Source organism: Streptomyces sp. HNM0575 (assembly GCF_012726265.1).
Lineage (GTDB): Bacteria > Actinomycetota > Actinomycetes > Streptomycetales > Streptomycetaceae > Streptomyces.
Genome location: NZ_JAASAG010000003.1, coordinates 558,878 through 582,302 on the forward strand (window position 1 = coordinate 558,878; position 23,425 = coordinate 582,302).

18 protein-coding genes and 1 pseudogene are annotated in these 23,425 nt (G+C 72.2%); 10 read left to right on the forward strand and 9 right to left on the reverse strand.

Annotation, left to right across the window (positions count from 1 at the left end):
* Nucleotides 1-81: 81 nt before the first annotated feature.
* The 3 genes from HCC61_RS10415 to HCC61_RS10425 are packed head-to-tail and all read right to left on the reverse strand — an operon-like array spanning nt 82 to nt 4,282.
* Nucleotides 82-2,013, reverse strand: coding sequence for a GMC family oxidoreductase (locus HCC61_RS10415; protein ID WP_346777118.1), 1,932 nt, complete (start codon nt 2,011-2,013; stop codon nt 82-84).
* Nucleotides 2,010-3,590 carry a hypothetical protein gene (locus HCC61_RS10420; RefSeq protein WP_240968760.1) on the reverse strand — a complete coding sequence of 527 codons (1,581 nt, stop codon included), beginning with the start codon at nt 3,588-3,590 and terminating at the stop codon, nt 2,010-2,012. Before HCC61_RS10420 ends, HCC61_RS10415 begins: the two co-directional genes overlap by 4 nt.
* Nucleotides 3,590-4,282: an FCD domain-containing protein gene (locus HCC61_RS10425; RefSeq protein ID WP_169135003.1), complete on the reverse strand. Its 693-nt coding sequence runs from the start codon at nt 4,280-4,282 to the stop codon at nt 3,590-3,592. The genes HCC61_RS10420 and HCC61_RS10425 overlap by 1 nt, the downstream gene beginning before the upstream one ends.
* Before the next feature lie 212 nt (nt 4,283-4,494).
* Here HCC61_RS10425 and HCC61_RS10430 point away from each other — a divergent pair, with 212 nt between their 5' ends.
* A complete protein-coding gene (locus tag HCC61_RS10430; protein WP_346777119.1) occupies nt 4,495-5,139 on the forward strand; it encodes a nitroreductase family protein in 645 nt (214 codons plus the stop codon).
* Between the two features lie 147 nt (nt 5,140-5,286).
* Here HCC61_RS10430 and HCC61_RS10435 read toward each other — a convergent pair whose 3' ends face one another.
* Nucleotides 5,287-6,441, reverse strand: a complete 1,155-nt coding sequence (locus HCC61_RS10435; RefSeq protein WP_169135004.1) for an AAA family ATPase — start codon at nt 6,439-6,441, stop codon at nt 5,287-5,289.
* Nucleotides 6,442-6,588: 147 nt separating this feature from the next.
* Here HCC61_RS10435 and HCC61_RS10440 point away from each other — a divergent pair, with 147 nt between their 5' ends.
* Both HCC61_RS10440 and HCC61_RS10445 read left to right on the forward strand, forming a co-directional pair.
* Nucleotides 6,589-7,188 (forward strand): class I SAM-dependent methyltransferase, encoded by a 600-nt coding sequence (locus HCC61_RS10440; protein WP_169135005.1) that lies wholly within the window; start codon nt 6,589-6,591, stop codon nt 7,186-7,188.
* Between the two features lie 241 nt (nt 7,189-7,429).
* Complete coding sequence (locus HCC61_RS10445; RefSeq protein ID WP_169135006.1) at nt 7,430-8,200, forward strand: hypothetical protein; 771 nt, start codon at nt 7,430-7,432, stop codon at nt 8,198-8,200.
* A gap of 117 nt (nt 8,201-8,317) precedes the next feature.
* On the opposite strand, the gene HCC61_RS10450 is transcribed toward HCC61_RS10445, so the two are convergent.
* Both HCC61_RS10450 and HCC61_RS10455 read right to left on the reverse strand, forming a co-directional pair.
* Nucleotides 8,318-10,468 (reverse strand): family 16 glycoside hydrolase, encoded by a 2,151-nt coding sequence (locus HCC61_RS10450; protein ID WP_240968901.1) that lies wholly within the window; start codon nt 10,466-10,468, stop codon nt 8,318-8,320.
* A gap of 98 nt (nt 10,469-10,566) precedes the next feature.
* Nucleotides 10,567-13,029, reverse strand: a complete 2,463-nt coding sequence (locus HCC61_RS10455; protein ID WP_169135256.1) for a ThuA domain-containing protein — start codon at nt 13,027-13,029, stop codon at nt 10,567-10,569.
* A gap of 427 nt (nt 13,030-13,456) precedes the next feature.
* Between HCC61_RS10455 and HCC61_RS10460 the strand changes: the two genes are divergently transcribed.
* Complete coding sequence (locus tag HCC61_RS10460) at nt 13,457-14,473, forward strand: multicopper oxidase domain-containing protein (protein ID WP_169135008.1); 1,017 nt, start codon at nt 13,457-13,459, stop codon at nt 14,471-14,473.
* A 66-nt stretch (nt 14,474-14,539) separates the two neighbouring features.
* Here the strand turns inward: HCC61_RS10460 and HCC61_RS10465 are convergent, their stop codons facing one another.
* Nucleotides 14,540-16,057 (reverse strand): hypothetical protein, encoded by a 1,518-nt coding sequence (locus tag HCC61_RS10465; protein ID WP_240968763.1) that lies wholly within the window; start codon nt 16,055-16,057, stop codon nt 14,540-14,542.
* A 159-nt stretch (nt 16,058-16,216) separates the two neighbouring features.
* Here HCC61_RS10465 and HCC61_RS10470 point away from each other — a divergent pair, with 159 nt between their 5' ends.
* The gene (locus HCC61_RS10470; protein WP_169135009.1) at nt 16,217-17,125 is read left to right on the forward strand and encodes a 2-dehydropantoate 2-reductase; all 909 of its coding nucleotides are present in this window, start codon (nt 16,217-16,219) and stop codon (nt 17,123-17,125) included.
* A 25-nt stretch (nt 17,126-17,150) separates the two neighbouring features.
* Here HCC61_RS10470 and HCC61_RS10475 read toward each other — a convergent pair.
* Nucleotides 17,151-17,540, reverse strand: a pseudogene (locus HCC61_RS10475) (RNA-binding S4 domain-containing protein); the annotation flags it as partial.
* 60 nt (nt 17,541-17,600) lie between these two features.
* Complete coding sequence (locus tag HCC61_RS10480) at nt 17,601-17,957, reverse strand: PRC-barrel domain-containing protein (protein ID WP_169135011.1); 357 nt, start codon at nt 17,955-17,957, stop codon at nt 17,601-17,603.
* A gap of 118 nt (nt 17,958-18,075) precedes the next feature.
* Here HCC61_RS10480 and HCC61_RS10485 point away from each other — a divergent pair, with 118 nt between their 5' ends.
* From HCC61_RS10485 to paaI, 5 genes are all read left to right on the forward strand, one after another.
* Nucleotides 18,076-18,615 carry a 2Fe-2S iron-sulfur cluster-binding protein gene (locus HCC61_RS10485; protein WP_169135012.1) on the forward strand — a complete coding sequence of 180 codons (540 nt, stop codon included), beginning with the start codon at nt 18,076-18,078 and terminating at the stop codon, nt 18,613-18,615.
* A complete protein-coding gene (locus tag HCC61_RS10490; protein WP_169135013.1) occupies nt 18,612-19,604 on the forward strand; it encodes a xanthine dehydrogenase family protein subunit M in 993 nt (330 codons plus the stop codon). Before HCC61_RS10485 ends, HCC61_RS10490 begins: the two co-directional genes overlap by 4 nt.
* The gene (locus HCC61_RS10495) at nt 19,601-21,826 is read left to right on the forward strand and encodes a xanthine dehydrogenase family protein molybdopterin-binding subunit (RefSeq protein WP_169135014.1); all 2,226 of its coding nucleotides are present in this window, start codon (nt 19,601-19,603) and stop codon (nt 21,824-21,826) included. The genes HCC61_RS10490 and HCC61_RS10495 overlap by 4 nt, the downstream gene beginning before the upstream one ends.
* A 113-nt stretch (nt 21,827-21,939) precedes the next feature.
* Nucleotides 21,940-22,752 carry a haloacid dehalogenase type II gene (locus HCC61_RS10500; RefSeq protein ID WP_169135015.1) on the forward strand — a complete coding sequence of 271 codons (813 nt, stop codon included), beginning with the start codon at nt 21,940-21,942 and terminating at the stop codon, nt 22,750-22,752.
* A gap of 192 nt (nt 22,753-22,944) precedes the next feature.
* Nucleotides 22,945-23,424: a hydroxyphenylacetyl-CoA thioesterase PaaI gene (gene paaI, locus HCC61_RS10505; protein ID WP_169135016.1), complete on the forward strand. Its 480-nt coding sequence runs from the start codon at nt 22,945-22,947 to the stop codon at nt 23,422-23,424.
* The last annotated feature ends 1 nt before the right edge of the window (nt 23,425 follow it).

Here is a 23,425-nt window from a genome sequence, read left to right on the forward strand (position 1 = left end):
CCCGTTTTCGGTACGGCCCGGTGCACATCTTCACCTCCATCCTGCCAACTCCACGGCCTTCTCGGCACGTTCGGGGGTGGATTAGGCACTCTGTGCCACCCCGGGCGCGGCTCTCGTGACGGCCAGTGCCGTCGCCATGACCGTCAGTTGAGGGTTCACCTCCGGGCAGCTGGGCAGCGCGGATCCGTCCGCGATCAGCACCCCTCGCACGCCTCGCAGCCACCCCTCGGCATCCGCCGGTGCGGTCTGCGGATCGGCGCCGAGTGCCACCGTCCCGGTCGGGTGGAACGCCGACAGATGGAGCTGGCGTGCCGTCAACTTCCGCAGCAGCTCCCGCAGTTCGTCCTGCGAACGTGCTCTCGGCGCCGACGGGACTCCGGTGAGGACCTCTTCCGCGCCCGCGGCGAAGAGCACCTTGCCCATCGCCTCGACGGCACGCATCAGCCGCCCCGCGTCGCGTCGCGCCAGGTCGTAGCGGAGCAGCGTACGGCGGGCTCCCAGCACCCGGCCCGACGGCAGGTCCGCGATCATCGCGCCCAGGGTGGCGAGCGATCCGGCCCCGTCCAGCTCCCTGCGCAGCTCGCGCCCCACTCCGGGCAGCACGAACGACCCCATGCCGGGCGGTCCCGCGGTGGCCTCGATGAGGATGCCGTCGCCGTGCAGCTCCTCCACGCCCACGCTCTGGAGCACGCCCCGCCAGGCGGTCACCGGCTCGGCGAAGCGGCCCGCGACGCTCGCCGCGGGATGGACGGCGAGGTTGCGGCCGAGCCGCGGATGGCCGCCGAGACCGGAGCGGCGCAGCAGCGGCGGCGAGTACAGCGCTCCCGCGGCGACCACGACGAGCGGGCTGAGGATCTCCAACTCGCTGCCGTCGGGGCGCCGTACGCTCACCCCGCACGCTCGCGGGCCGCCCGGCCGGTCCCGCTCGACGAGCACGCGCTGCGCGTACGCGCCCGTGACGATCCGCGCGCCGGCCGCGCACGCGTCGGGCAGCACCGACAGCTGCACGCTCTGCTTGGCGCCCGTCGGGCAGCCGACGACGCACTGGCAGGAGCCCTTGCAGCCGGTGGCGTTGCGGCGCAGCGGCGCGGCGCGCCAGCCGAGCCGTTCGGCGCCGAGGAGCGCGGTCTTCCCGTTGCGGCCGAGGACGTCGAGCGGGGCGGTGGCGACCTTCACGGTGCGCTCCACCTCGTCGAGGCATTCGCCGAAGGAGTCCACGTCGGCCAGCGCGAGCCCGTACTTCTCGCGCCAGCGGGTCAGCACATGGTCCGGAGTGCGGTAGCACGTACCGGAGTTGACGACCGTCGTGCCGCCGACCGCGCGCCCAACCGGCAGCACGACCGGCGGGTTGCCGAGTGCGACGGTGCCGCCTCCGTCGCGGTACAGCTCTCCGAAGCGGTCGAGCGGTGCGCGGCGGCCGAAGTCCGCCGTGGTGTGGTGTCGGCCCTCCTCCAGCACGACCACGCGCATGCCGGCGCGCGCGAGCGTACGGGCCGCCACGGCGCCGCCCGCTCCGGAGCCGACGACCACCGCGTCGGCCGTCGAACGGTCCGGCCAGTGCGCCGACGGTACGCAGTCCAGCGGCGGATCGACGGGCGCGGCTCCGGGCGTGGATCCGGGCGCGGATCCCGGGGAGTAGGCGGGGGAGAGCGGGGGTTCCTCGTGGAGCATCCGCTCCGTGCCCGCCGCGAGCATGACGGGCACCTTCACCGCGTCCAATACGGGAAGCAGCGACGGCCGGGCCGCGAGCGACGAGAGCACGCTCTCCCGCTCCCGCGGGGTCAGGCCGCGCAGGCGTCGCCCCGTGCGCACGGCGGCATAGGCGTCGACGGCCGCCGCCGCGGCCCGTACACCGGCGCGAGCGGCCGCGGGCATCGTGTCGAGCACGGCGCCGAGACGGCGGGGCACGGCGCCCGGCCACGCCTTGCCGCCGTCGTCGGCGAGGAGCGCGGCGACGAGGCCGCCGAGCGGGTCGTCGAGGCCGTTCGCCTGGGCGTTCACCGGAGCGTTCACCGGTCGCCCACCTCCGCGTGCGCCGTACCGTCCAGGGACCACTCCGCTTCCGTGCGCCACCGCCCCCACCAGCGCTCCAGCACGATCCGCGCGTCCGCCGTCTCGCTGTTGCGGCACACGGCGCCGCTGCCGTCGGGGTCGGTGTAGTCGAGAGCGAGGGTGCGCTGCTCGGGCTGAGTCACCTCGACCCGTATGCGGCGCAGACCGCTGCGTCCGGTCACCGTCCAAGTGGGCAGCGAGACACGGGCCTTGAAGCGCCCCGGGCCCGCCCAGCCGAAGGCGGTGCGCTCGGGCCTGCGCGGCCAGGTGCGCCCGTCCTTGCGCAGCCGCAGGAACACCAGCGGCGGCAGCCTGCGCAGCCCCGGACGCATCGACGTCGCCGCGACGATCTCCAGCACGTCGCCGCCGCCGAGCCCCGCGTGCAGCCAGGCCCAGCGGCGGGCGTTGCCGTGCCCGTAGATGCGGGCGGTCGCTCCGGGCGCACCGTCGAGCCGCAACTCGCCGCCGTCGTAGGCGAACGTGCCCGTGTACGACGCGGCGGGCGCCGGCACGATCTGCGCGGCGGGCAGCAGCTCCCTGCGCCAGGCCCAGCGGGGGAAGGTGAACAGCGGCCCGTCCTGGGCCACTTGGGCCACTTGAGCCGCCTCCGCCCCCTGCGCCCGGGGCCGCTCGTGCGCGGAGCGGTCCAAGTGGCCGGGGCTTCGCGGGTGTTCGGACAGCTCCCAGCGGAACGCGCCCGCCTCTCCCCGCAGCCGCCCCGGCCCGGCCTCGATCCCGTCCGCGGCGAAACCGCGGGCGGACGCACCGGACTTGTACGGCTCGGGCCCGAACCGCGCGTGCTCCACGGGCCCTTCGCCGTCGGCGGGGAAGCGCGCCACCCAGCCGTGCGCGTACGCCTCCGATCCGTCGGCCGGGGCGACGAGTTCGTGGTGCAGCCACAGACCCGTGCGGGTGGCGGGATCGGTGACGGTCGTGTACCAGACCTCGGTACGGCCCGCGGCGCCGTCCCAGCGCGGGGCGAGCTGTGCGGCGGGGTCCTCGGTGCGGGGGAAGCGGAAGCTCCCGAGGAACGGCAGCAGCCGGGTGGCCAGCGGGAAGCGCAGCGTGCCCCGCCCGGCCTCCTCCCGGCCTTCCCTGCCAGGGCCGCCGTCCTCTGCGCCCCTGTCCGCCTGTACGTTCCCGTCCGCCTGTACGTCCCCGTCCGCCTCTGCGTCCGCGTCCCCGTCCGCGAAGAGCGAGAACGGCAGGACCGTCATCGACCTCACCGGGCGCCCGGCGGACATCGACTTCCAGCCGTCGAGGGAGTAACCGCGCCCCTGCGCCGTGAAGTTGACCCGGTAGCGGATGCGGCGCCGCGCGAGCGGCGAGATCTCCATCGTGCCCGTGGCGTCCGCGTCGTCCGCCCAGCCCGCGACGCGCACCCGGCCGGTGATCGCCGCGTCGGTCGTGCGGTGCGGAAGCAGCACGCTCGCCGCCCGTACGGTCAGATCGAGCCGCATCGCCCGCGCCTCACCCTCCCCGTCCAGCCGCACGGAACCGGCCATGACCTCCGAGAACGCGGTGCCCCTGCCGCCCATCAGGCGATCCCGAGCCCGTCGAGCATGATGCGCTCGGTCGCGGCGAGATACGAGTCCGCCGCCTCCCGCGCGGCCTTCGCGTCGCCCGCGCCGACCGACGAGACGACGGGTTCCAGCCGGGCGTGCGCCACCTCCGGATCGAGGAAGGGGCCCACGAGATGGGATCGCATCGGGACGTAGGCGTTGAAGAGGGTGTTGGTCAGCAGCGTGTAGACGCGGTTCCCGGTGGCACGGGCCAGCGCGCGGTGCACCTCGATGTCGGCGAGCTGCACGTCGCCGCCGCCCTCGGCCTCGCCCACGGCCGCCAGCAGCGTCCGCAGCTCCTCGCGCTGCCCGTCGGTGGCCTTCATCGCGGCCCTCTCGGCGATCAACGCGCCTATGCTGCGCCGCACTTCGAAGATCTCGCCGAGCCAGCCCGGACTGTGCCGCACGAGCATCGGCAGCAGGTCGGCGCCGCCGAGACGCGCGAAGTCCCGTACGCGCGTGCCGACTCCGTGGCGTGTCTCCAGCAGCCCTGACTGTATGAGCCTGCCGAAGGCGTGCTTGAGCGTGGTGCGCGTGACGCCGTAGCCGTCGGCCAGCTCACGCTCGGGAGGCAGATAACTCCCCGCGGGATGCGACCCGGTGAGGATCTCCTCGCGGAGTTTGTTCTCCAGTACGTCGACGATCGTCTCGCGGGGCAGCGTCTCCACGAACCGCACCTTCCTCAGTGACTCAGTGGATGAGCCACTGAATCACGTACCGTCCACCGGGACAAGAGTCCGGGCAAGGGTCAGGGGGCAGGCCGGGGAAGCGGGCCCCGCGGGGACGGTGCGCGCTGGACGCCCAACGGAGCCGGGGTTAACGTGCGTTAGCCGATACGCGCGCCTGCCCCGTCTCTTGCCCGTACTCCGAGGAGCCCTCCGTGCCCGAACTGACCGCCCACGAGGTGCTGACCACCACCCGCAGCGTCCGCAAGCGGCTCGATCTGAACCGTCCGGTCGACCCCGCCCTCGTGAGGGAGTGCATCGAGACGGCCCTACAGGCGCCCAGCGGCTCCAACGCGCAGCGCTGGCACTGGCTCGTGCTCACCGACCCGGAGGTGCGCGCGGAGGTGGGCGCCGTCTATCAGAAGGCCTGCCGCGCCTATCTGGACTCGCCCAACGCGGCCGGACGGTTGTACGCCGACGACCCGCGGCGCTCCCGGGTGCAGGCCCGGGTCAACGACAGCGTGGCTCACCTCGCGGACCGCATGGGCGACGTGCCCGTACTCGTGATCCCGTGCCTCCAACTCCCCTCCGGCGAGCTGCCCGAGGGGAACCAGGCGGGCCTTTGGGGATCGGTCCTCCCGGCGGCGTGGAGCTACATGCTCGCCGCCCGCTCCCGTGGTCTCGGCACCGCATGGACCACGCTGCATCTGCGGTACGAGGACGAAGTGGCCCGCGTGCTGGGCCTGCCCGCGAACGTCCGCCAGGCCGCGCTCATCCCCACCGCGCACTACACGGGCGACACCTTCAAGCCCGCACCGCGCGCGCCGCTGTCGGAGGTGCTGCACGAGAACGGCTGGTGAGGAGGCGGGGCACACCTGCGGCGCCCTGACCGGCACCGGGGCCCGAGACGGGGTGCGGCCGTCAAATCGACCTCCGCGGCGACATGGCCGGGTCCATGGGACGGGCCCCTGCCAGCCGGTGGTCCCGAGCGCGCCGAAGTGCGTGCGTCAGCGCTTCGGCCAGTGCCACGGAGGCTGGTCCAACGGGCCCTCACGGCCTGCCACTTCGGTCTGCCCGTACTCGTCCTTGACCAGCTCCGTCGCGTTCACGCCGAAGGGCCGGCCCGCGGAGCGGCGCGCCAGCTCCCCGGCGAGTTCCTTCGCGTGCGTGACCACGACGATCTGAGTCTCCTGAGCGCCGGTGACGATCAAGTCGGCGAGCCGGGGCAGCAGTTCGGGATGGAGGCTGGCCTCCGGCTCGTTCAGCACGAGAAGCGCCGGCGGCCGGGGCGTGAGCAGCGCCGCCGTCCACAGCAGATAGCGCAGGGTGCCGTCCGAGAGCTCGGCGGCGGACAGCGGACGCATCAACCCCGGCTGGTGCAGCCCCAGTTCGAACCGTCCGCTTTGACTGTCGACGCTCAGCCGGCTGCCGGGGAACGCCCCGTCCACCGCCTCCTCCAGCGCCTTCGCGTCCCCCACCTCGCGGATCGTCTGGAGCGCGGCGGCGAGATCCGCGCCGTCGTGCCCGAGCACGGGCGTGCGGGTGCCGACGCGCGCCGCACGCGCCGGTGCCCCGGCGTCCGTTCGTACGTGGTCGTAGAACCGCCAGGACCTGATGCGCTCCCGCAGCCGCAGCAGGTCGGGCGCCAGCCGGGGGTCGGCGAACTCGCTCAGCATGCTGTCGTACGGGCGCAGTTCGCCCGCGGAGCGGTGCCAGCCGCCGTCCGCGGTAAGGGTCCGCACCGCGGGTCCCTTGCGCTCCGAGAGCACCGCCGCCGGGCGCAGCACCGGGCCGGCCCAGGTGGTCTCGGCCTTGATCTCCGGATCGAGGTCGAAGAGCGACCGGGCGGGGACGGGGTGTCCGAAGTCCACGGCGTAGCCGAACTCGTCCCCGGCGAAGCCGAGCCGCAGCCCCACGGGCCCGCTGCGGCCCGCACCCTGAGCGGGATTCTCCGCGCCCGCCCACAGCGTCGAACGCAGCCCGCCGTCCCGGGCCAGCGCGGCGACGGCCTCGCCCCGCGCGGCGTCGGCGAGCAGCCGCAGCGCGCGGTACAGGCTCGACTTGCCGGTGCCGTTGGCTCCGGTGACGACGGTGAGCCTCTCCAGCGGCATGATCAGGCGGCTCAGGGAACGGTAGTTCTCGATGGCGAGGGTGGTGATCATGTGGGGGCTCTCTGCATACGGTTCGGCGGTACGGGCAGGCACCGGCAGTCTGCCCGCGGGGTCTGACACAGGGCGGCACAATGCCGGGAGCGGGCGGCTCTCGTCCGCCGCATCGCCCGGCGTCGACGCGACCGCGAGGGAGCCCAGGTGGACGAACGGCTGACCGCATTCCTCCGCGAGCTGTACCGCGAGGGGCGCGAGCACGACGCGCCGCTGGCGGACCGGCTGTTGCGGCTGCGCAACATGACTCCCGAGGCGAGCGGCCTGATCAGCCTGCTGATCCGGGCGCGGGGAGCCGTCGACGTTCTCGAGATCGGCACCTCGAACGGCTACTCCGCCGTGTGGTTCGCGGACGCGCTCCGTGACACCGGCGGCAGGCTGGTCGGCGTCGAGACGGAGCGTTCACGCGTGGAGGCGGCCCGGCGGAATCTGGAGCGGGCCGGGGTGAGCGACTACGCGGAGATCGTGCACGGCGACGGCGGGGAGGTGCTGGCCCAGGCGCCGGACGCGTCACTGGACCTCGTGGTCCTGGACGCCGAGCGCCCGGCCTACCCCGGCTACTGGCCGGACCTGCGCCGCGTGCTGCGGTCGCACGGCATCGTCGCGGTGGACAACGCCGTGAGTCATGCCGGGCAGATCGCGGAGTTCCGCGGCCTCCTGGAGGAGGACCGGTCGTTCGCCGTCCATCTCCAGGAGGCCGGCGACGGCGTGCTCACCGCCGTGCGGACGGGTACCGGGGCCCAATAGCCCGCCCGCTCCCAGGAGTTGACGCCTGGGCGGGCGGCTTCGGTGTGGAAGGGTAGGCGTGGTTCCGGATGCCGTGCGGGTACGTATGCTGACCGTTCGACAGGTCAGGGGAGCGCCGGGACGATGGTGGGGGACGAGTGAACACCGAGCCGTATGGGACCGGGACGAGGTCCAGGGGTGTGCGGACGCCGTCCGTTCACCTCGCGTCTGGAAGCTGAGCCGCGACGTGCCGGGTGACGAGGTGCATCCGACTCCCTTCTCCGTCACTCTGCGGGTGCTGCTGGGCCTGCTGGGCGCCGGGTCGTTCGGCGCGGGCGTTCTCGCTGTCTTCGTCACGGAGAACGGCACCGGGACCGGTGTGCTGCTGGTCGTCGGCATCGTTCTGCTCGTCGTCGCGCTGCTGGGGAACCGCATCGAGAGCCTCGAGTTCGGCGGGGCCAGGCTCAAGCTCCGGGCTGCCGCCGCGGAGAGGTTCGCGCTGGCGGAGGAGTCCGCACGCCGGGGAGACGACGACGCGGCCGAGCGGCTGCGCGCGGAGGCTCAGGCGCTGCTCGACGCCGCCAGCCCCATCGCGGCCGAATACCGCTCGGTGCGTGGCTCGATGAGTGCGGGCCCGGAGCGCACGCGGCTGATGGGGGCGGTCATGGCCCGCGCCCGCCGGCTCGCCAGGGAGCACTCCTTCGAGCCGGAGGAGGTCCTGCGCTGGTTCCGGGAGGGCAGCGAGGAGAAGCGCGTCACCGCCCTCGCGATGATGCAGGCTCAGCCCCGACTGCGCAGCTTCGAGGCGGCACTGGCCGGGATCGAGCACTCCCGTAGCGCCTTCGAGCAGTTCCACGCGATGACGCTGGCCGCGCAGATGGTCGACGATCTGGACGAGGCACAGCGGCGCAGACTCGTCGAGGCCGTCGAGTCCCAGGGGCGGTGGCGCTTCCGCTTCGACTCCTCGCGCTGGGAGCTGCGGGAGCAGATCGTGAGGCGAGTGGCCGAGCACTCGGACACGCCAAGTCCCTGAGCGGCGCCCGCAGTCGGGCGGCCCCGCCGCCGTGAAGCGGGGCCCGGCCCGCAGGCCGGGCCCCGCACGGAAGGAGGCGTGACGCTCTCTCAGGTCACGGCTCCTTGATCCGCCGGATCACAACTCCTTGATCCGCACGTCCCGGTACGAGATCACGTCCGTGACGCTGTGCACCTGTAGGCCGATGTAGCCCGAGGCGTAGCGGCGGCCGTCGGTGCCGGGGTCGTCGTCGCGGGGCGGCTCGAAGACCTGGCCGCGTCCGTTGTCGAACTCGTTGATCAGCTCTCCGTTCCGGTAGACCGAGTAGTGCTGCCCGACGACCTTGACCTCGTAGTCGTTCCATGTGCCCTTCGGCGTCACGCCCGCGCCGCCCAGGCCCACGCGGTCGAAGCCGTAGACCGAGCCCGTCTTGTACATGTCGCCGTCGGGCTTGTCGAGGATCTGAAGCTCGTGCCCGAACTTGATGGCGACCCACTCGGGCCGCGGCTCCTCCGGGTTGTCGTGCACGTACGGGAAGCGTGCGAAGACACCGGAGTTGGCGTTGCCGTCGCCCGGGGCGTCGTCGCGGAACTGCAACTTCAGCGAGTAGTCGGCGAATTTGCGCTTCGGATACCACAGCATGCCCATGCCTTCGGTCTCCGTGCTGCTGGTCATGCTGCCGTCGCCGTTGAGGGCGAAGGCTCCGCCGCCGACGTGCTGCCAGCGCTCGAAGGACTCCTTCGTCCCGTCGAACAGCTGCTTGTAGCCGGTCTGCTGCCCCGGTTCGCCGATCTCCGAATCCCCCGCCGTACGGTTGATCAGCTCGGCCTCCCGCGAGTCCAGCACCTTCTCCTTCAGCAGGGCGCCGGTGACCTCCGTGACGTGCTTGACGAACAGGGCGTGCGAGGACCAGTCCTTCTCGTCCTCGATCAGTTCGCCGACCGTGCAGCGCCTCTTGGTCATGCGGTTGGGCACGCCCGTGTCGGCGTCGCCGACGAAGACGGTCGCCCGCTCGTCGAACTCCGGGCAGTCCGGGGCGGGTACGCCGCCGCCGGGCACGACGTCGAAGGACTCCGACACGGCCTGCGAGGTGTTGCCCGCCTTGTCGGTCGCGCGGTGGGCCACGCTGTGGTGTCCCGTACGGTCGACGACGACGGGACCGGAGTAGGCGAGGAACGGGCCCCCGTCGAGGGAGTATTCGACCTTGTCCACGCCGGATTCCTCGTCGGTCGCGGTGACGGTCACCGTGGCCCGGCCGATGTAGGCGCCGTCGGAGTCGGTGCCGCCCTCGGTCTTCGCCGTCGTCTCCGGCGGCGTGGTGTCCTCCTCCGGCTGCTCGACGACGGTGAACTCCGCCGACTTGGTCTCTGCGGCGTTGCCGGCCTTGTCCGTCGCCTTGTAGCGGAAGGTGTACGTACCGGGCTCGTGCACCATCACCGGCGCCGTGTACGGCTGGAACTCGCCGTCGCCGAGGGCGTATTGGACCGTGTTGACGCCCGATCCCGCGTCGGAGGCGGTGACGGTGACGGTGGCCATGCCGATGTACGCGCCGTCCGCGTCCTGTTCGCCGTCCACGGTCGCCGACGTCTCCGGCGGTGTGGTGTCGTCCGTCGGCGGCGCCACGACGGTGAACTCGACAGTCTTCTCCTCCGCGACGTTGCCCGCCTTGTCGGTGGCTCTGTAGCGGAAGGTGTGCGCACCCGTCTCGTGCACCATCACCGGCTCGGTGTAGGCCTGGTAGCCGCCGTCGCCGAGCGCGTACTCGACGGCGTTGACGCCCGATCCTGCGTCCGAGGCGGTGACGGTGACGGTGGCCATGCCCACGTACTCGCCGTCGGCGTTCTGGTCCCCGGCGACCTTCGCCGAGGTCTCCGGGGGCGTGGTGTCGTCGCCCCCGCCGCCGTCGGTGACGACCAGGGTGCCCTGCATCTGGGCGTGTCCGGGGATCGTGCAGTGGTACTTGTAGGTCCCCGGGGTGAGGGTGACTTCGACGGAGTGCTTGCCGCCCTGCGCGTCCGAGGGGTTGGCGAGGATGTTCACGTTCACGTCGTCGTTGTAGTCCGGGTCGCCGGTGACGAACGTCAGCGTGTGCGGCATGGACGTGGTGTTGCCCGTCGCCTCGCTGTTCTCGAACTCGATGGTCGCCGGGCCCGCCACAGCCGTCTCCGGCGCCGACGTGTAGTGCGTGATGTCGTCGCCGGCGGTCCACCGCAGCAGCTGCGCGGCCGCGGTGCCGCCGGCGGGCGGCTGCTGACCGTAGGCGGGTGCCGAGGCGAGCCCCACGACCATCAGCAGCGACGCCAGCAGGGCCGTCACCGCGTTGCGTGCCGCCGCCCGGCGCCGGCGCACGGCCCGCGCCGTCGCCGGTGCCGCAGGTGCGAACAGGCTCATCGTGACGCCCCCTTCCCGGTCTTGTCCGCCGCGTCCGCGCCCTTCGCGGTCCGGCCGACCACGTCGCCCGGTGCGGGAGTCGACTCGCCGCCCTCGTAAGTGACGTGCCACAGCGCGGACTTGTCGTCGGAGTTGAAGAAGCCGCGCCCGTAGTCGAGGACGTAGAGCGAACCGTCCGGCGCGAACTTCCAGTCCATCAGGTTGCGGATGCCGTCCTCGCCCACCGGGATGATCTTCCGCAGGCTCTCGGCGTGCGCCGGCAGCGCGCCGGGCTCGTCGCCGTCGGGCATCACCACGGCGTGCCGGGGCTGTTCGGCGTCGTAGAAGTCGCCGACGAACCACTTGCCGTCCCAGTACGCGGGCCATTTGCCCGCTGCGGCAACGGACTTGTCGAAGCGGTAGACCGGGCCGTCCATCGTGGCCTGGCCGCCGCCCTTCAGCCACGGCAGCAGCAGCTTCTGCTCGTCGGTCCGGTAGCTGGGCACCCCGTTCTCGTCGCGCGGATAGTCGGGGCCGCCGCCCTGCGGCGAGTACCAGATGTTGTTGGACCGGGCGGGCGGGATGTTCACCAGCCCGTCGTTGTTGGGGGACTCGTTCTTCAGGTGGTCGCAGTCGTACCAGCCCAGCGGCTTCTCCGGGTCCGGCAGGTTGCGGTCGCGGTAGGGCTGCCTGTTGCCCATGCAGTACGGCCAGCCCTGGTTGCCCGCGCTCGTGATGCGGGCGAACGTGTCGTACTTGGCGGGACCCCAAGTGGTGCTGGGCTCACCGGCGTCGGGCCCGACCCAGCCGGCGTAGAGCACGTCGGTCTTCGGGTCGATGGAGATGCGGGCGGGGTTGCGGACGCCCATCACATAGATCTCGCCGCGCGTCTTGCCGCCGCCCTCGTCGTCCTCCTCGCCGGTGAAGAGGTTGCCCTCGGGCAGGGTGTAGGTCCCGTCGTCCTCCGGGTGGATGCGCAGGATCTTGCCGTTGAGGTTGTTGGTGTTGCCCGCGGTACGGCGCGCGTCCGCGAAGGAGACGCCCTTGAAGGCGGGCTCGGGATTGTTGCCGGAGTAACCGTCGCTGAACTGCGAGGAGTTGTTGTCGCCTGTGGCGATGTAGAGGTTGCGCTTCGAGTCGAAGGCCATGCCGCCGCCCGCGTGGCAGCAACTGTGCACCTGCACCGGCCACTTGAGCAGCACCTTCTCCGAGGACTTGTCCAGCTTCCCCGTCCTGGGGTCCACCGTGAAGCGGGAGACACGGCGCTCGGCCATGTGCTTGTCCCGGTCGAGCCCCGAGTGCGGCGTCCAGTGCAGGTACATCCAGCCGTTGTCGGCGAAGTCCGGGTCGAGGGCGATGCCGAGCAGCCCCTCCTCGACCTTGACGAGCTCGTCGCCGCCGCCCTTGTTGCCGAAGACGGTCAGCGAACCCACGAGCGAGACCTTCTTCGTCGCCGGGTCGTAGACGTGCACCGTGCCCTGGCCCTTGCCGATCTCCGGGTCGGACCAGTCCGTCACCACGGGGTCGTCGGGGCCGCCGCCCCCGCGTCCGATGTAGAAGACCCGGCCGTCGTCGGCCGTGGCCAGGCCGTGCGGCTCGCCGATCTGGTCGTGCTCGCCCGGCTTGTTGGGCGAAGTGACCCGCTCGGCCTTGTAGTTGGAGGTGATGGTGGCCTGGCAGTCGGCGCGTGCGAGACGTGTCGTCCACAGCAGCGCCCCGCGCAGATGCGTACGGAAGTCGGCCTCCTGGAAGCTGTCGGCCGTGCCGCCCATGCCGGTGTAGAAGGAGCGGCCACCGTCGTAGTCACGGCACCAGGAGACCGGGTGGTCCCAGCCCATCGCGCCCTTCCCCGGGTCGTAGCTGCTCTCCCGTACACGCGCCACGGTGTGCACCGAACCGCTGGGATTCTTCTCCCAGTTGAGCCACTTGTCGGGCCGCTTCCACTCCACGGGCAGCGACTCGGTCGCAGGATTGCGGCGGTCGCCGACCTCGACCGTGGCGCGCTGCGCCTTGTCCGGGCCGTCCCCGGCGGGACGCGCGCCCACCAGCCCGGAGAACCACTCGGAGTACGGCTCCGCCGAAGCCGCGCCGTGAATGCCGAGGAAGCCCCCGCCCGCCTCCATGTAGCTCTCCAGGCCCGCCTCCTGGGCGGGGTCGAGCACGTCGCCGCCGCCGGTGAGGAAGACGACCGCGTTGAAGTCGCCGAGCGTCTCGGAGGTGAACACCGACGGATCCGCGGTCGCCGTGATCGTGAAGTGCTCTGCGGCAGGGCCGCTCCTGCCGATCTGCTCGATGGCCTCGATCCCGGCGTCGACGGTGGGCGGCTCCTCGCCGGCCGAGCCGTGGAAGACCAGCACGCGGACGTCCTCACCGCCCGGCGGGGACGAGAGCCGGAGATCCGGCGCGGACGGACCGGGCGGACCCGCGGGCGCCGCCGGGGTGGCACCGAGCAGAGAAGCCGAGACCGCCGCGGCCAGCAGCGCGGTGGTACGGCCCCGCCGCGCCCCGCGCCGGGCGCCGGGCCGTGATCTGCGCAACCCTCGCAAGCGTGAGGGCTTTTGACACGGTTCGAGCCGCATGTCTGATCCACCCCTCTTAAGTCACAGAAACGGGGAAGAAGTTAGACCTCTTTCGGTGGAACGCCAAGAGCTATGACCGCAATTCAACGAACTTTGTCCTTGATATGGATAAACAAGGGCCCATACCGCTACGGTCCTTTGTCGGCCCACCTCGTCCCGCGCCCATCCCTGAACGGCCCTCAACGGCCCCGCTTCCGGCGGCAGTTCGAGGCAGCACCGCAGCACCCCCGCGTGCGCCACGCACGCAACGACCACGCACGCAACGACCACGCACGCCCACGCACCTCACGCAGGCGGTTCAGCCAGTCGCCGAAGGGAGACGAGACCGATGACCGAGACGTCCGGCAGCAGCCTCGCCCGCCGCAGCTTCAGCAGACGCCTCCTCGCGGGCTCGGCGGCGGCGGCCCTCGGTCCGGCCGTGCTGAACGCGACTCCGGCGGCAGCGGCCCCGTCCGGGGCGGAGTCGGCCCCCGGGGCACTCGCGGCCACCGAGGCCCGTGCGTCCGCCGTGCGCCGCGCCGGACCGGGCGGCGAGGTCCGCCACATGAAGCTCTACGCGCAGAAGCTGGCGGACGACCAGATCGGCTACGGCCTGGAGAAGGGCAAGGCCACGATCCCGGGCCCGCTGATCGAACTCGTCGAAGGCGACACCCTCCACGTCGAGTTCGAGAACACCACCGACACCACCGTCAGCCTCCACCCGCACGGCGTGGACTACGACAGGGCCAACGACGGCACCAAGATGAACGGCAGCGTCGTCGAACCCGGCGGCAAGCGCACCTACACCTGGCGCACCCACGCCCCCGGCAAGCGCGAGGACGGCACGTACCGCCCCGGCAGCGCGGGCTACTGGCACTACCACGACCACATCGTCGGCACCGAGCACGGCACCGGCGGAATCCGCGCCGGCCTCTACGGTCCGCTGGTCGTGCGGCGCGAGGGCGACATCCTGCCGGACAGCCAACTCACCGTCGTCTTCAACGACATGACGATCAACAACCAGCCCAAGGGCCCCGACTTCAAGGTCACCGTGGGCGACCGCGTCGAGATCGTCATGATCACGCACGGCGAGTACTACCACACGTTCCACGTGCACGGTCACCGCTGGGCCGACAACCGCACCGGCCTGCTGGAGGGCCCGGACGATCCCAGCCGGATCATCGACAACAAGATCACCGGCCCTGCCGACTCCTTCGGCTTCCAGATCATCGCGGGCGAGGAGGCGGGCGCCGGCGCGTGGATGTACCACTGCCACGTCCAGAGCCACGCCGACATGGGAATGGCCGGACTCCTCCTCGTGGCCAAGCCGGACGGCACGGTCCCGGGCCACGACGGCCACCACTGACGCCCGCCCACGACCGGACGCCGAGCAGCCTGAAAAGGCGGATGTGCGAGGACGGGCCAACCGGCCCTATGACGTGGCCCGTTCGGCGTGCGGTGCGACGTAGACGCGGTAGCCGGGCATGTGGCGCAGCGGCCGCGAGGGCCAGCCGCGCGCCCACGAGGGCGGCTCGTGGTAGCGGGTGGTGACGGCCATCGGCTCGTGGCGCAGCGCGAGCCGCCGCAGCCCCTCGCCGGTGATGTTCATGTCGTGGCCGTTGGACTGGCGTGAGGAGCAGCCCGCGTAGTGGCTCATCGGCACGGCGAGCGGACCGGTCAGCGTGCACGGGGTGCGCAGACCCATCCCGTGCATGGTGTCCGCGGCGGCCGTCAGCTGACGCGTCATCTCGTGATTGCGCTCCAGCACGTTCCCGAGCACCTGGTACTGGACGCCGAAGTGGCTGCCCAGCAGCAGCGCCGGAAGCAGGATCAGCAGCAGCGGCCGCCGTCCGGACGGGCCCTGGGTGAAGACCCGCCGCACGCACTCACCGACGGGCACCGCCAGCAGCGCGTACGACGGCAGCAGGAAGCGGGGCGCCGCGTATCCCATGAGGAAGAGGTAGGGCAGCGCGAGCACCACGGCCGTCACGGTGGCGAGCACTGCGGTGTCCCTGCGGCCCGAGCGCACCGCAGCCGTGATGCCGCCGCCGGCGAGCAGCGGCAGGGCAAACCACCACACCGCGGTCTGCGGCTCCTCCCACGCCATGTGGCACGGGCGGCACAGCATCCGCCCCTGGAGGCTGCGCACATGGTCGCCGATGGCGATGTTCCAGCCCATGCCGCCCTGGATCTCGCTGGCCCGGTGCAGCCGCGCGAAGAGCCCCCCGTACGTCGTGAACGCCTCGACGACCCAGGGTGCGACACCGGCGACCGCGCCCGCGGCCAGGGCGGCGAAGAGCACGGGCCGGCGCCAGGAACGTACGAGCAGAGCCGAGCCGGCGAGCGCGAGCACCAGCCACGCGGCGTCCGGCGGGCGCATCAGCGCCACCACGGCGATCGACACCCCGAGCCCGACGAGGGCGGGGCGGTCGTCCTCGCGGCGCGCGCAGCGCAGGAAGCAGCCCGCCGCGGCCAGCGATCCGAAGGCGCACCACAGGTTCGGCATGGCCTGCGGCCCGTAGTAAAGGCTGATCCACAGGCCCGCGAAGAGGGCGCCTCCCCAGGCGAGTACGGGCGCGGGCACCAGGCGCCGCCAGATCCACAGGACGCCCAGCAGCGTCAGCCCGGACAGCACGGCGAGGAAGACCCGCAGCGCGGTGGTGGAGGAGGTGAACGCGACGACGGGCGCCACCAGATACGAGATGCCGCGGGCACGGGGAGCGCTGAAGAAGGCGGCGGGGTCCTGGGCGTCGACCTGGCTCACATAGACCGTCTCGTCCCAGCCGAGGCCGGAGCCCGGCAGCACGACCAGGATCTGCACCAGGGTGTAGAGAGCCGCGACCGCGCCGAGCTGGAGCAGGGGGTGTCCGGCCGGACCGGTCCCGTACTCGGGGAGGCGTCTGAGGCGGTCGGTGGCTGGTGCGCTCGGACTTGCAGGCAGCACGTACATGGCCGAACCTCGTCCCGCTTGTGAAACCTGTGAAAACCGGCAGAAGCAGTTGGAAAAGATCTGTGGGCGAGATCTATGCGTAACACCAGGTTTGTCGGTTTCGCGGTAATGGTGGCCCCGGCCCGGTCACTCACGGGCCCGGCGCATACGATCACCCGTATGAGCTCCTCAGCACCGGCCGCGCGAATAGCGGTGATCGGCGGCGGAGCGGTCGGCGGCCTCATCGCCGCGTTCGCCCGCGAGGCCGGTCACGACGTCACTCTCTGCCTGCGGGCACCCCTGGAAGAGCTGACCCTGAGCACGGACGGTGAAGTCCTGCGCCCCGCCCTGCACTTCGTCACCGCGCCCGGCCAAGTGGACCGCCACGACTGGGTGTTTTTGACCACCAAGGCGCAGGACACAGAGGGCGCGACCGGCTGGCTGGAGGCGCTCTGCGGCCCCGGCACCGTCGTCGCCGTCGTCCAGAACGGCATCGACCACGCCGAACGCGTCGCGCCGCTGCTGCCGGACGGGGCCGAGGCCCTCCCGGCGCTGGCCTACATGGCCGTCGAACGGGTCGCGCCCGGCCGGATCGTGCACCACTTCTCCAGCGAACTGCACGTCCCGGAGGGCCCGTCGGCGAAGCGCCTCGAAGCGCTCCTCGCGGGGAGCCGCCTCACGGTGCGCAGCGTTACGGACTTCCGTACTGCCGCGTGGCGGAAGCTGTTCACCAACGTCGCCGCCAACCCGCTCACGGCGCTCCTCAAGCAGCGCATGCACATCCTCGACGACGAGGAGATGCGCTCACGTGCGGAGGAGATCCTGACGGAGGCGCTCGCCGTCGCGCAGGCGGAGGGCGCCCGGGTCGGGGAGGACGACGTGCGCCGGGCGCTGCGCGCGAACCTCGCGGTGGGGCCCGACGGCGGCACCTCCACCTTCTACGACCGGCTCGCCGGCCGCCCCATGGAGCACGAGCACATCACCGGCGCGGTGGTCCGCGCGGCCGACCGGCACGGCGTCCCCGTGCCGCTCAACCGGCTGCTGCTGACGATGCTGCGCGCCGCGGACCGCGAGCTGCGGGAGGGCTGACGGGCCGGGCGGGCCGTCCGGCCCGTCAGGCACCGCCGCGGCGGGACGCGCCACCGCCGTCCATCCCCCGCAGCCGCTCCATCTCCCGCCGGTCGCGCTTCGTGGGGCGTCCCGCCCCGCGGTCCCGGTGCCCTGCCGGTGCGACGGTCTCGCGCGGCGGCGGAGGCGGGCTGTGATCGGTGTAGCACTCGACGGCCACCGGCGCGCCGACGCGCTTGCGGATGATGCGGGAGACCACGACCACACGCTCACGCCCGGCCTGCCGTACCCGCACCCGGTCGCCCGTGCGCACCGGATGGGCCGGCTTGACGCGCTCCCCGTTCACCCGGACATGTCCCGCGCGGCATGCGGAGGCCGCCGTCGAGCGGGTCTTGGTGAGCCGTACGGACCAAATCCACACATCGACCCGTACGGTCCCTGCGTCCTCAGCCATGCCCCGACTCTAGAGCCCGCGGGCCGCACCGGTCAGCGGCGGTCAGCGGCGGGCGAGACGGCGCTCCCCGCCCGTGCCCGTCTCGTACTCCAGCTCGTAGTGCCCGAAGATCCCCGGCTCGCCCTCGGCGGGCAGCTCGCCGTCGGTCTCGATCGAGGGCGCGGACCGTACGTCGTTCTTGCCGTACGCGACCCGCACGTACCCCGGTCCGACCGTCGCCCCCTCCAGCGGTACGAACACGAGCTTGCGCCGTGTGGGCATGCCCGTGGTGACGGTCGCGAAGAAGGGCTGGTCGGTGCGCGTATCGACGTAGACGGCCTCCAGCTTCCCGATCTTGCTGCCGCCGGGATCGACCACGTCGTGGTCCCGCCACTCACGGATGTCTCCAGCCTCGAACATCTACGGCCATCCCTCCGCGCCATCGGTCTCCCGGCGGGTGCCGGGCACCGGTCCGTGACCCCAGCGTGCCGCACGGGGCGAGGTTTGGCAGCGGGCGCCCGGGTGGTACCGGGGCGGCGTGGATTCTCACCTCACCCTCCGGGTCGACGGCGAAGCGCGGTCCCTGACCGTCGACAACCGCACCACTCTCCTCGACGCCCTGCGTGACCGGCTGTCCGTCACCTCGCCCAAGAAGGGCTGTGACCACGGACAGTGCGGTGCCTGCACGGTCCTCCTCGACGGGCGGCGGGTGCTGAGCTGCCTGACCTTCGCCGTCGCGCACGACGGGTCCGAAGTGACCACCGCCGAAGGGCTCGTGGGCCCGGACGGCGGGCTCCATCCGCTACAGCGGGCGTTCATCGAGCACGACGGCTTCCAGTGCGGCTACTGCACACCGGGCCAGATCTGCTCGGCCGCCGGCATGCTCGACGAAGCGTCGGCCGGGCACCCCAGCTTCGTCACGCCCGCCGGCGACGGCGCCCGCGTGCACCCGGACGGCGGGCGACGCACCGAAGCACTCGGCGACGACGAGATCCGTGAACGCATGAGCGGCAACCTGTGCCGCTGCGGCGCGTACGTCAACATCGTCGCCGCCGTACGGGAGGTGGCCGCGAGATGATCCCCTTCGACTACGCGCCCGCCTCGGACACCGACAGCGCCGTGGCCACCGTCATGGCCCGGCCCGGGGCGGCGTTCCTCGCCGGCGGCACCAACCTCGTCGACCACATGAAGCTCGGCGTCGCCGAGCCCGACCTCCTCGTCGACGTCACGCGCCTGCCGCTCGACCGGATCGAGGAACTGCCCGACGGGGGCCTGCGCATCGGCGCCACCGTCCGCAACAGCGACCTGGCCGCACATCCGCTGCTGCGCGGCCGCTACCCCGTGCTGTCGGAGGCGCTGCTGGCGGGGGCCTCCGGACAGCTGCGCAACGCGGCGACCACGGCGGGCAATCTGCTCCAGCGCACCCGCTGCGGCTATTTCCAGGACGTCACCACCCCGTGCAACAAGCGCGAACCCGGCACCGGCTGCGCGGCGATCGGCGGCTGGAACCGATACCACGCGGTCCTCGGAGCCTCGGAGCACTGCATCGCGGTGCACCCGTCCGACATGGCCGTGGCCATGAGCGCGCTCGACGCCGTGGTGACCGTGCTCGGCGAGGACGGTGAACGGCGCATCCCGGTACGGGAGTTCCACCGGCTGCCCGGGGACGCCCCCGAACACGACACCGTCATCGCACACGGCGAACTCGTCACGTCCGTCGAACTGCCGCCGCCGCCCGCCGGTGCGCGATCCGGCTACCGGAAGGTGCGCGAGCGGGCGTCGTTCGCCTTCGCTCTCGTCTCCGTCGCGGCCGTCCTCGTCACCGACGGGGAGCGCGTGCGCGACGCGCGCATCGCCTTCGGCGGCCTCGCGCACAAGCCCTGGCGAGCCACGCACGCCGAGGAGGCGCTGCGCGGAGCAGCCCCGACGGAAGAGGCGTTCCGCGAGGCGGCCGACGCCGAACTGCGCCACGCCGAGCCGCTGCCCGACAACGCCTTCAAGATCCCCATGACGCGCAACGCGCTCGCCGTGCTGCTGCGCGACCTCGCCACGGAGGAACGGTCATGAGCAGGACGGACGCCGGCGGAGCGGCACGGGCCTCAGGGGCCACCCGGACCGTGGAGCCCTCGCAGCCGCTGAAACCGCTGGACGTCCGGTCGGTGGGCAGCTCGCCGCAGCGGCTCGACGGCCCCGAGAAGGTCACCGGCACGGCCCCCTACGCGTGGGAGCACCCCCTGCCCTCCCCGCTGTACGTACACCCCCTGCAAGCCGCGGTCGCGCGGGGACGGATCCTGACCATGGACACCGGGGCGGCCGAGGCGCTCGACGGTGTCCTCGCCGTGCTCACCCCCTACAACGCGCCACGGCTCGCCGACACGGACGACGCCGAGCTGGCGGTGCTCCAGTCCGAAGACGTCGCCTTCCGGGGTCAGTTGATCGGTGCCGTCATCGCCGAGACCCCGGAGACGGCAGGGCAGGGCGCCGCAATGGTCGACGTCGAGTACGAACAGCACCCGCACGACACGGAGTTGAGCACCGACCGTACGGACCTCTACCGCCCCGAGGTCGTCAACCCGACGTACGCGAGCGACACCGAGGACGGCGACCCCGAGGCCGCGCTCGCCGCGGCGCCCGTCACCGTCGACGTCGTCTACAGCACGCCCATGGAGCACAATAACCCCATGGAGCCGCACACTTGCGTGGCCGTGTGGGAGCGGTCCGAAGGCCGTGACCCCGGTGGCCCCGACGGCTCGGGGAGTTCCGCGGACTCCGGGCCGCTGCTGACGCTGTACGACTCCACCCAGGGAGCCCACCAGGTCAAGCAGACCCTCGCGCCGCTCTTCGGGCTGCCCGCCGAGAGCGTGCGGGTGATCTCGCCGCACGTCGGCGGCGGCTTCGGCTCGAAGGGAATGCCGCACGCGCACAACGTGCTCGCCGTGCTGGCGGCCAAGGTCTCCGGCGGGCGTCCCGTCAAACTGGCCCTCACGCGGCAGCAGATGTTCTCCCTCGCCGGATACCGCACCCCCACGGTGCAGCGGCTGCGGCTCGGCGCCGACACCGAGGGCCGGCTTACCGCCCTCTGCCACGACGTCGTCGAACAGACCTCCAAGATCAAGGAGTTCGCGGAGCAGACCGGTGTCGCGAGCCGCATGATGTACGCCGCCGACAACCGCAGCACCAGCCACCGGCTGGCCGCGCTCGACGTCCCCGTGCCGTCGTGGATGCGGGCGCCAGGCGAGGCCCCCGGCATGTTCGCCGCCGAGTCCGCCATGGACGAACTCGCCGTCGCCTGCGGCATCGACCCCATCGACCTTCGTGAGCGCAACGATCCCGAGACCGACCCCGAGAGCGGCCGGCCCTGGTCCGGGCGGCACCTCGTGCGCTGCCTGCGCACCGGAGCCGAACGCTTCGGCTGGGACCGGCGGGCCGAGCCCGGCACCCGCCGCGAGGGCGACTGGCTGATCGGCCTGGGCGTCGCGAGCGCCACCTACCCCTCGTACGCCTTCCCCGGATCCGTCGCCGAGATCGAGCGCCGCACGGACGGCGACGGCGCCTCCGGCGGATACGCCGTACGCATCGGCGTGGCCGACATCGGCACCGGGACCTGGACCGCGCTCAGCCAGATCGCCGCGGACGCCCTCAACTGCCCGTTCGGGGAAGTCCACTTGGAGATCGGCGACACCGCTCTGCCGCCCGGCACCGTCGCCGGGGGCTCCTCCGGCATCAACTCCTGGGGCTCTGCGGTCGTCGCCGCGTCCCGGGCCTTCCGGGAGGAGTACGGCGACGATCCCGCTCCGGGCTCCCGCATCCGCGCCGGCATGCCCTCGGATCCCGAACTGTCCGACTACTCCGCGCACTCCTTCGGCGCGCAGTTCGCCGAGGTCCGCGTGCACGCGTACACGGGCGAGGTCCGGGTGGCGCGCATGCTGGGCGTCTTCTCCGCGGGCCGGATCGTCAACCCCCGCACGGCACGGTCCCAGTTCATGGGCGGGATGATCATGGGGATGTCGATGGCGCTGTTCGAGGAGAGCGTCTTCGACCACGGCACGGGCCACGTCGTGAACCACGACTTCGCGCAGTACCACATCCCGGCCTGCGCCGACGTGCTCGACATCGACGCCGTGTGGCTGGACGAACCCGACATGCACGCCAACCCGATGGGCGCCAAGGGCATCGGCGAGATCGGCATCGTCGGCTCGCCCGCCGCCGTCGTGAACGCGGTGCACAACGCCACAGGAATCCGCGTCCGCGACCTGCCGGTCACACCGGACAAGCTTCTCCGGTCCTGATACGGACCGGCTCCGCCCGACACGCACCACGAGGTCCGACCGGTGCGCTCCGGTCACACACGATTCACCCGTGCCGCCCCGTACTCGGCCTGCCTGCGGGTATCTTGCGGAACATGCCCCCGGAACAACCCGCTCCGTCGGAGGCGGAGGCCGCACCGCCGCCACCGTCCGGTTATCAGCTCAAAGCTGTCGTCTTCGACGTCAACGAGACCCTCAGCGACATGACGCCGCTGCGTGCCCGCTTCGAGGAGGTGGGCGCGCCCGCCGATCTCATGACCACCTGGTTCGCCGGGGTGCTGCGCGACGGCTTCGCACTCACCGTCGCCGGCGCCTACGCGGACTTCGCGGACATCGCCCGCGACGGGCTGCGCACGCTGCTCACCGCCCTCGACGGGCGCGGGACGGGCGAGGCCGACGAGGCCGCCGGGCACATCCTGGCCGGCATGAGCGAGCTGCCCGCGCACCCCGACGTGGCGGGCGGCGTCCACGCACTGCGCCGTGCGGGACTCCGGCTGGTGACCATGACCAACGGTTCGCCCGAGCTGACCGACGGGCTGCTCAAACGGGCCGGAGTACGCGACCAGTTCGACGCCCTGCTGAGCGTGAGCGGACCCCGCTGCTGGAAGCCGGCGCCCGAGGCGTACCGGTACGCGGTGCGAAGGGCGGGCGTACGGCCGGGGGAGGCGCTGCTGATCGCCGTGCACCCGTGGGACATAGACGGGGCGCAGCGCGCCGGGCTCGCCGGGGCGTGGCTGCGTCGCGGCACGGCCCACTACCCGGAGACCATGTCGCGCCCCAAGTGGATCGCGGAGGATCTCGAGGAGCTGGCCGAGAGCATCGCGGCGCGCGCCAACGGCAACGGCAACGGCAGCGGCAGCGGCAGCGGCAACGGCCACAGCAACGGCAACGGCAACGGTCACGCCTGACCGCCGCGGCCTGGCCGTACGCTCCGGCTCCGGTCCGCTTCTGCCCGCCCCGTCCGCTCCCGCATGGGAACCGGTGCGGGCCGCGGGCACCTCTTGACACGCAGATCCGTTGCTGGATTACTGGACCGCGCCGGGGGTCTGACCGAATGGTCGGTCGGCGGAGCGCGAGTACGAGAGCAGAGCGTGGAACGCATGACGCAAGCCATGAGCGACGGTGCGGCACAGACCATGTTCGCCGCGGACCAGGCGTCACGGGCCCTGGGCATCACGTTGCTGGAGGCCCGTGACGGTGCCGCGAAGCTGCGGATGACGGTGACCGCGGAGATGGTCAACGGCCACGGCACCGCACACGGCGGCTATCTCTTCCTCTTCGCCGACACCGCCTTCGCCTGCGCCTGCAACAGCCATGGGCCGGTCACCGTGGCCGCCGGGGCCGACATCTCCTTCGTCAGGCCCGCGCGGGAAGGCGATACGCTCACCGCGCTCGCCGAGGAGCGCACCACCTACGGCCGCAGCGGGATCTACGACGTCACGGTCCTGCGCGAGTCAGGCCCCGACGGCCGCCCCGGCGGGGACGGTCACCGCGACGGTGACGGCGCCTCCGGCGGCGAGGTCATAGCCGAATTCCGCGGCCGCAGCCGCACCGTGGGCCGTGTGGAGGGTTCCCCATGAC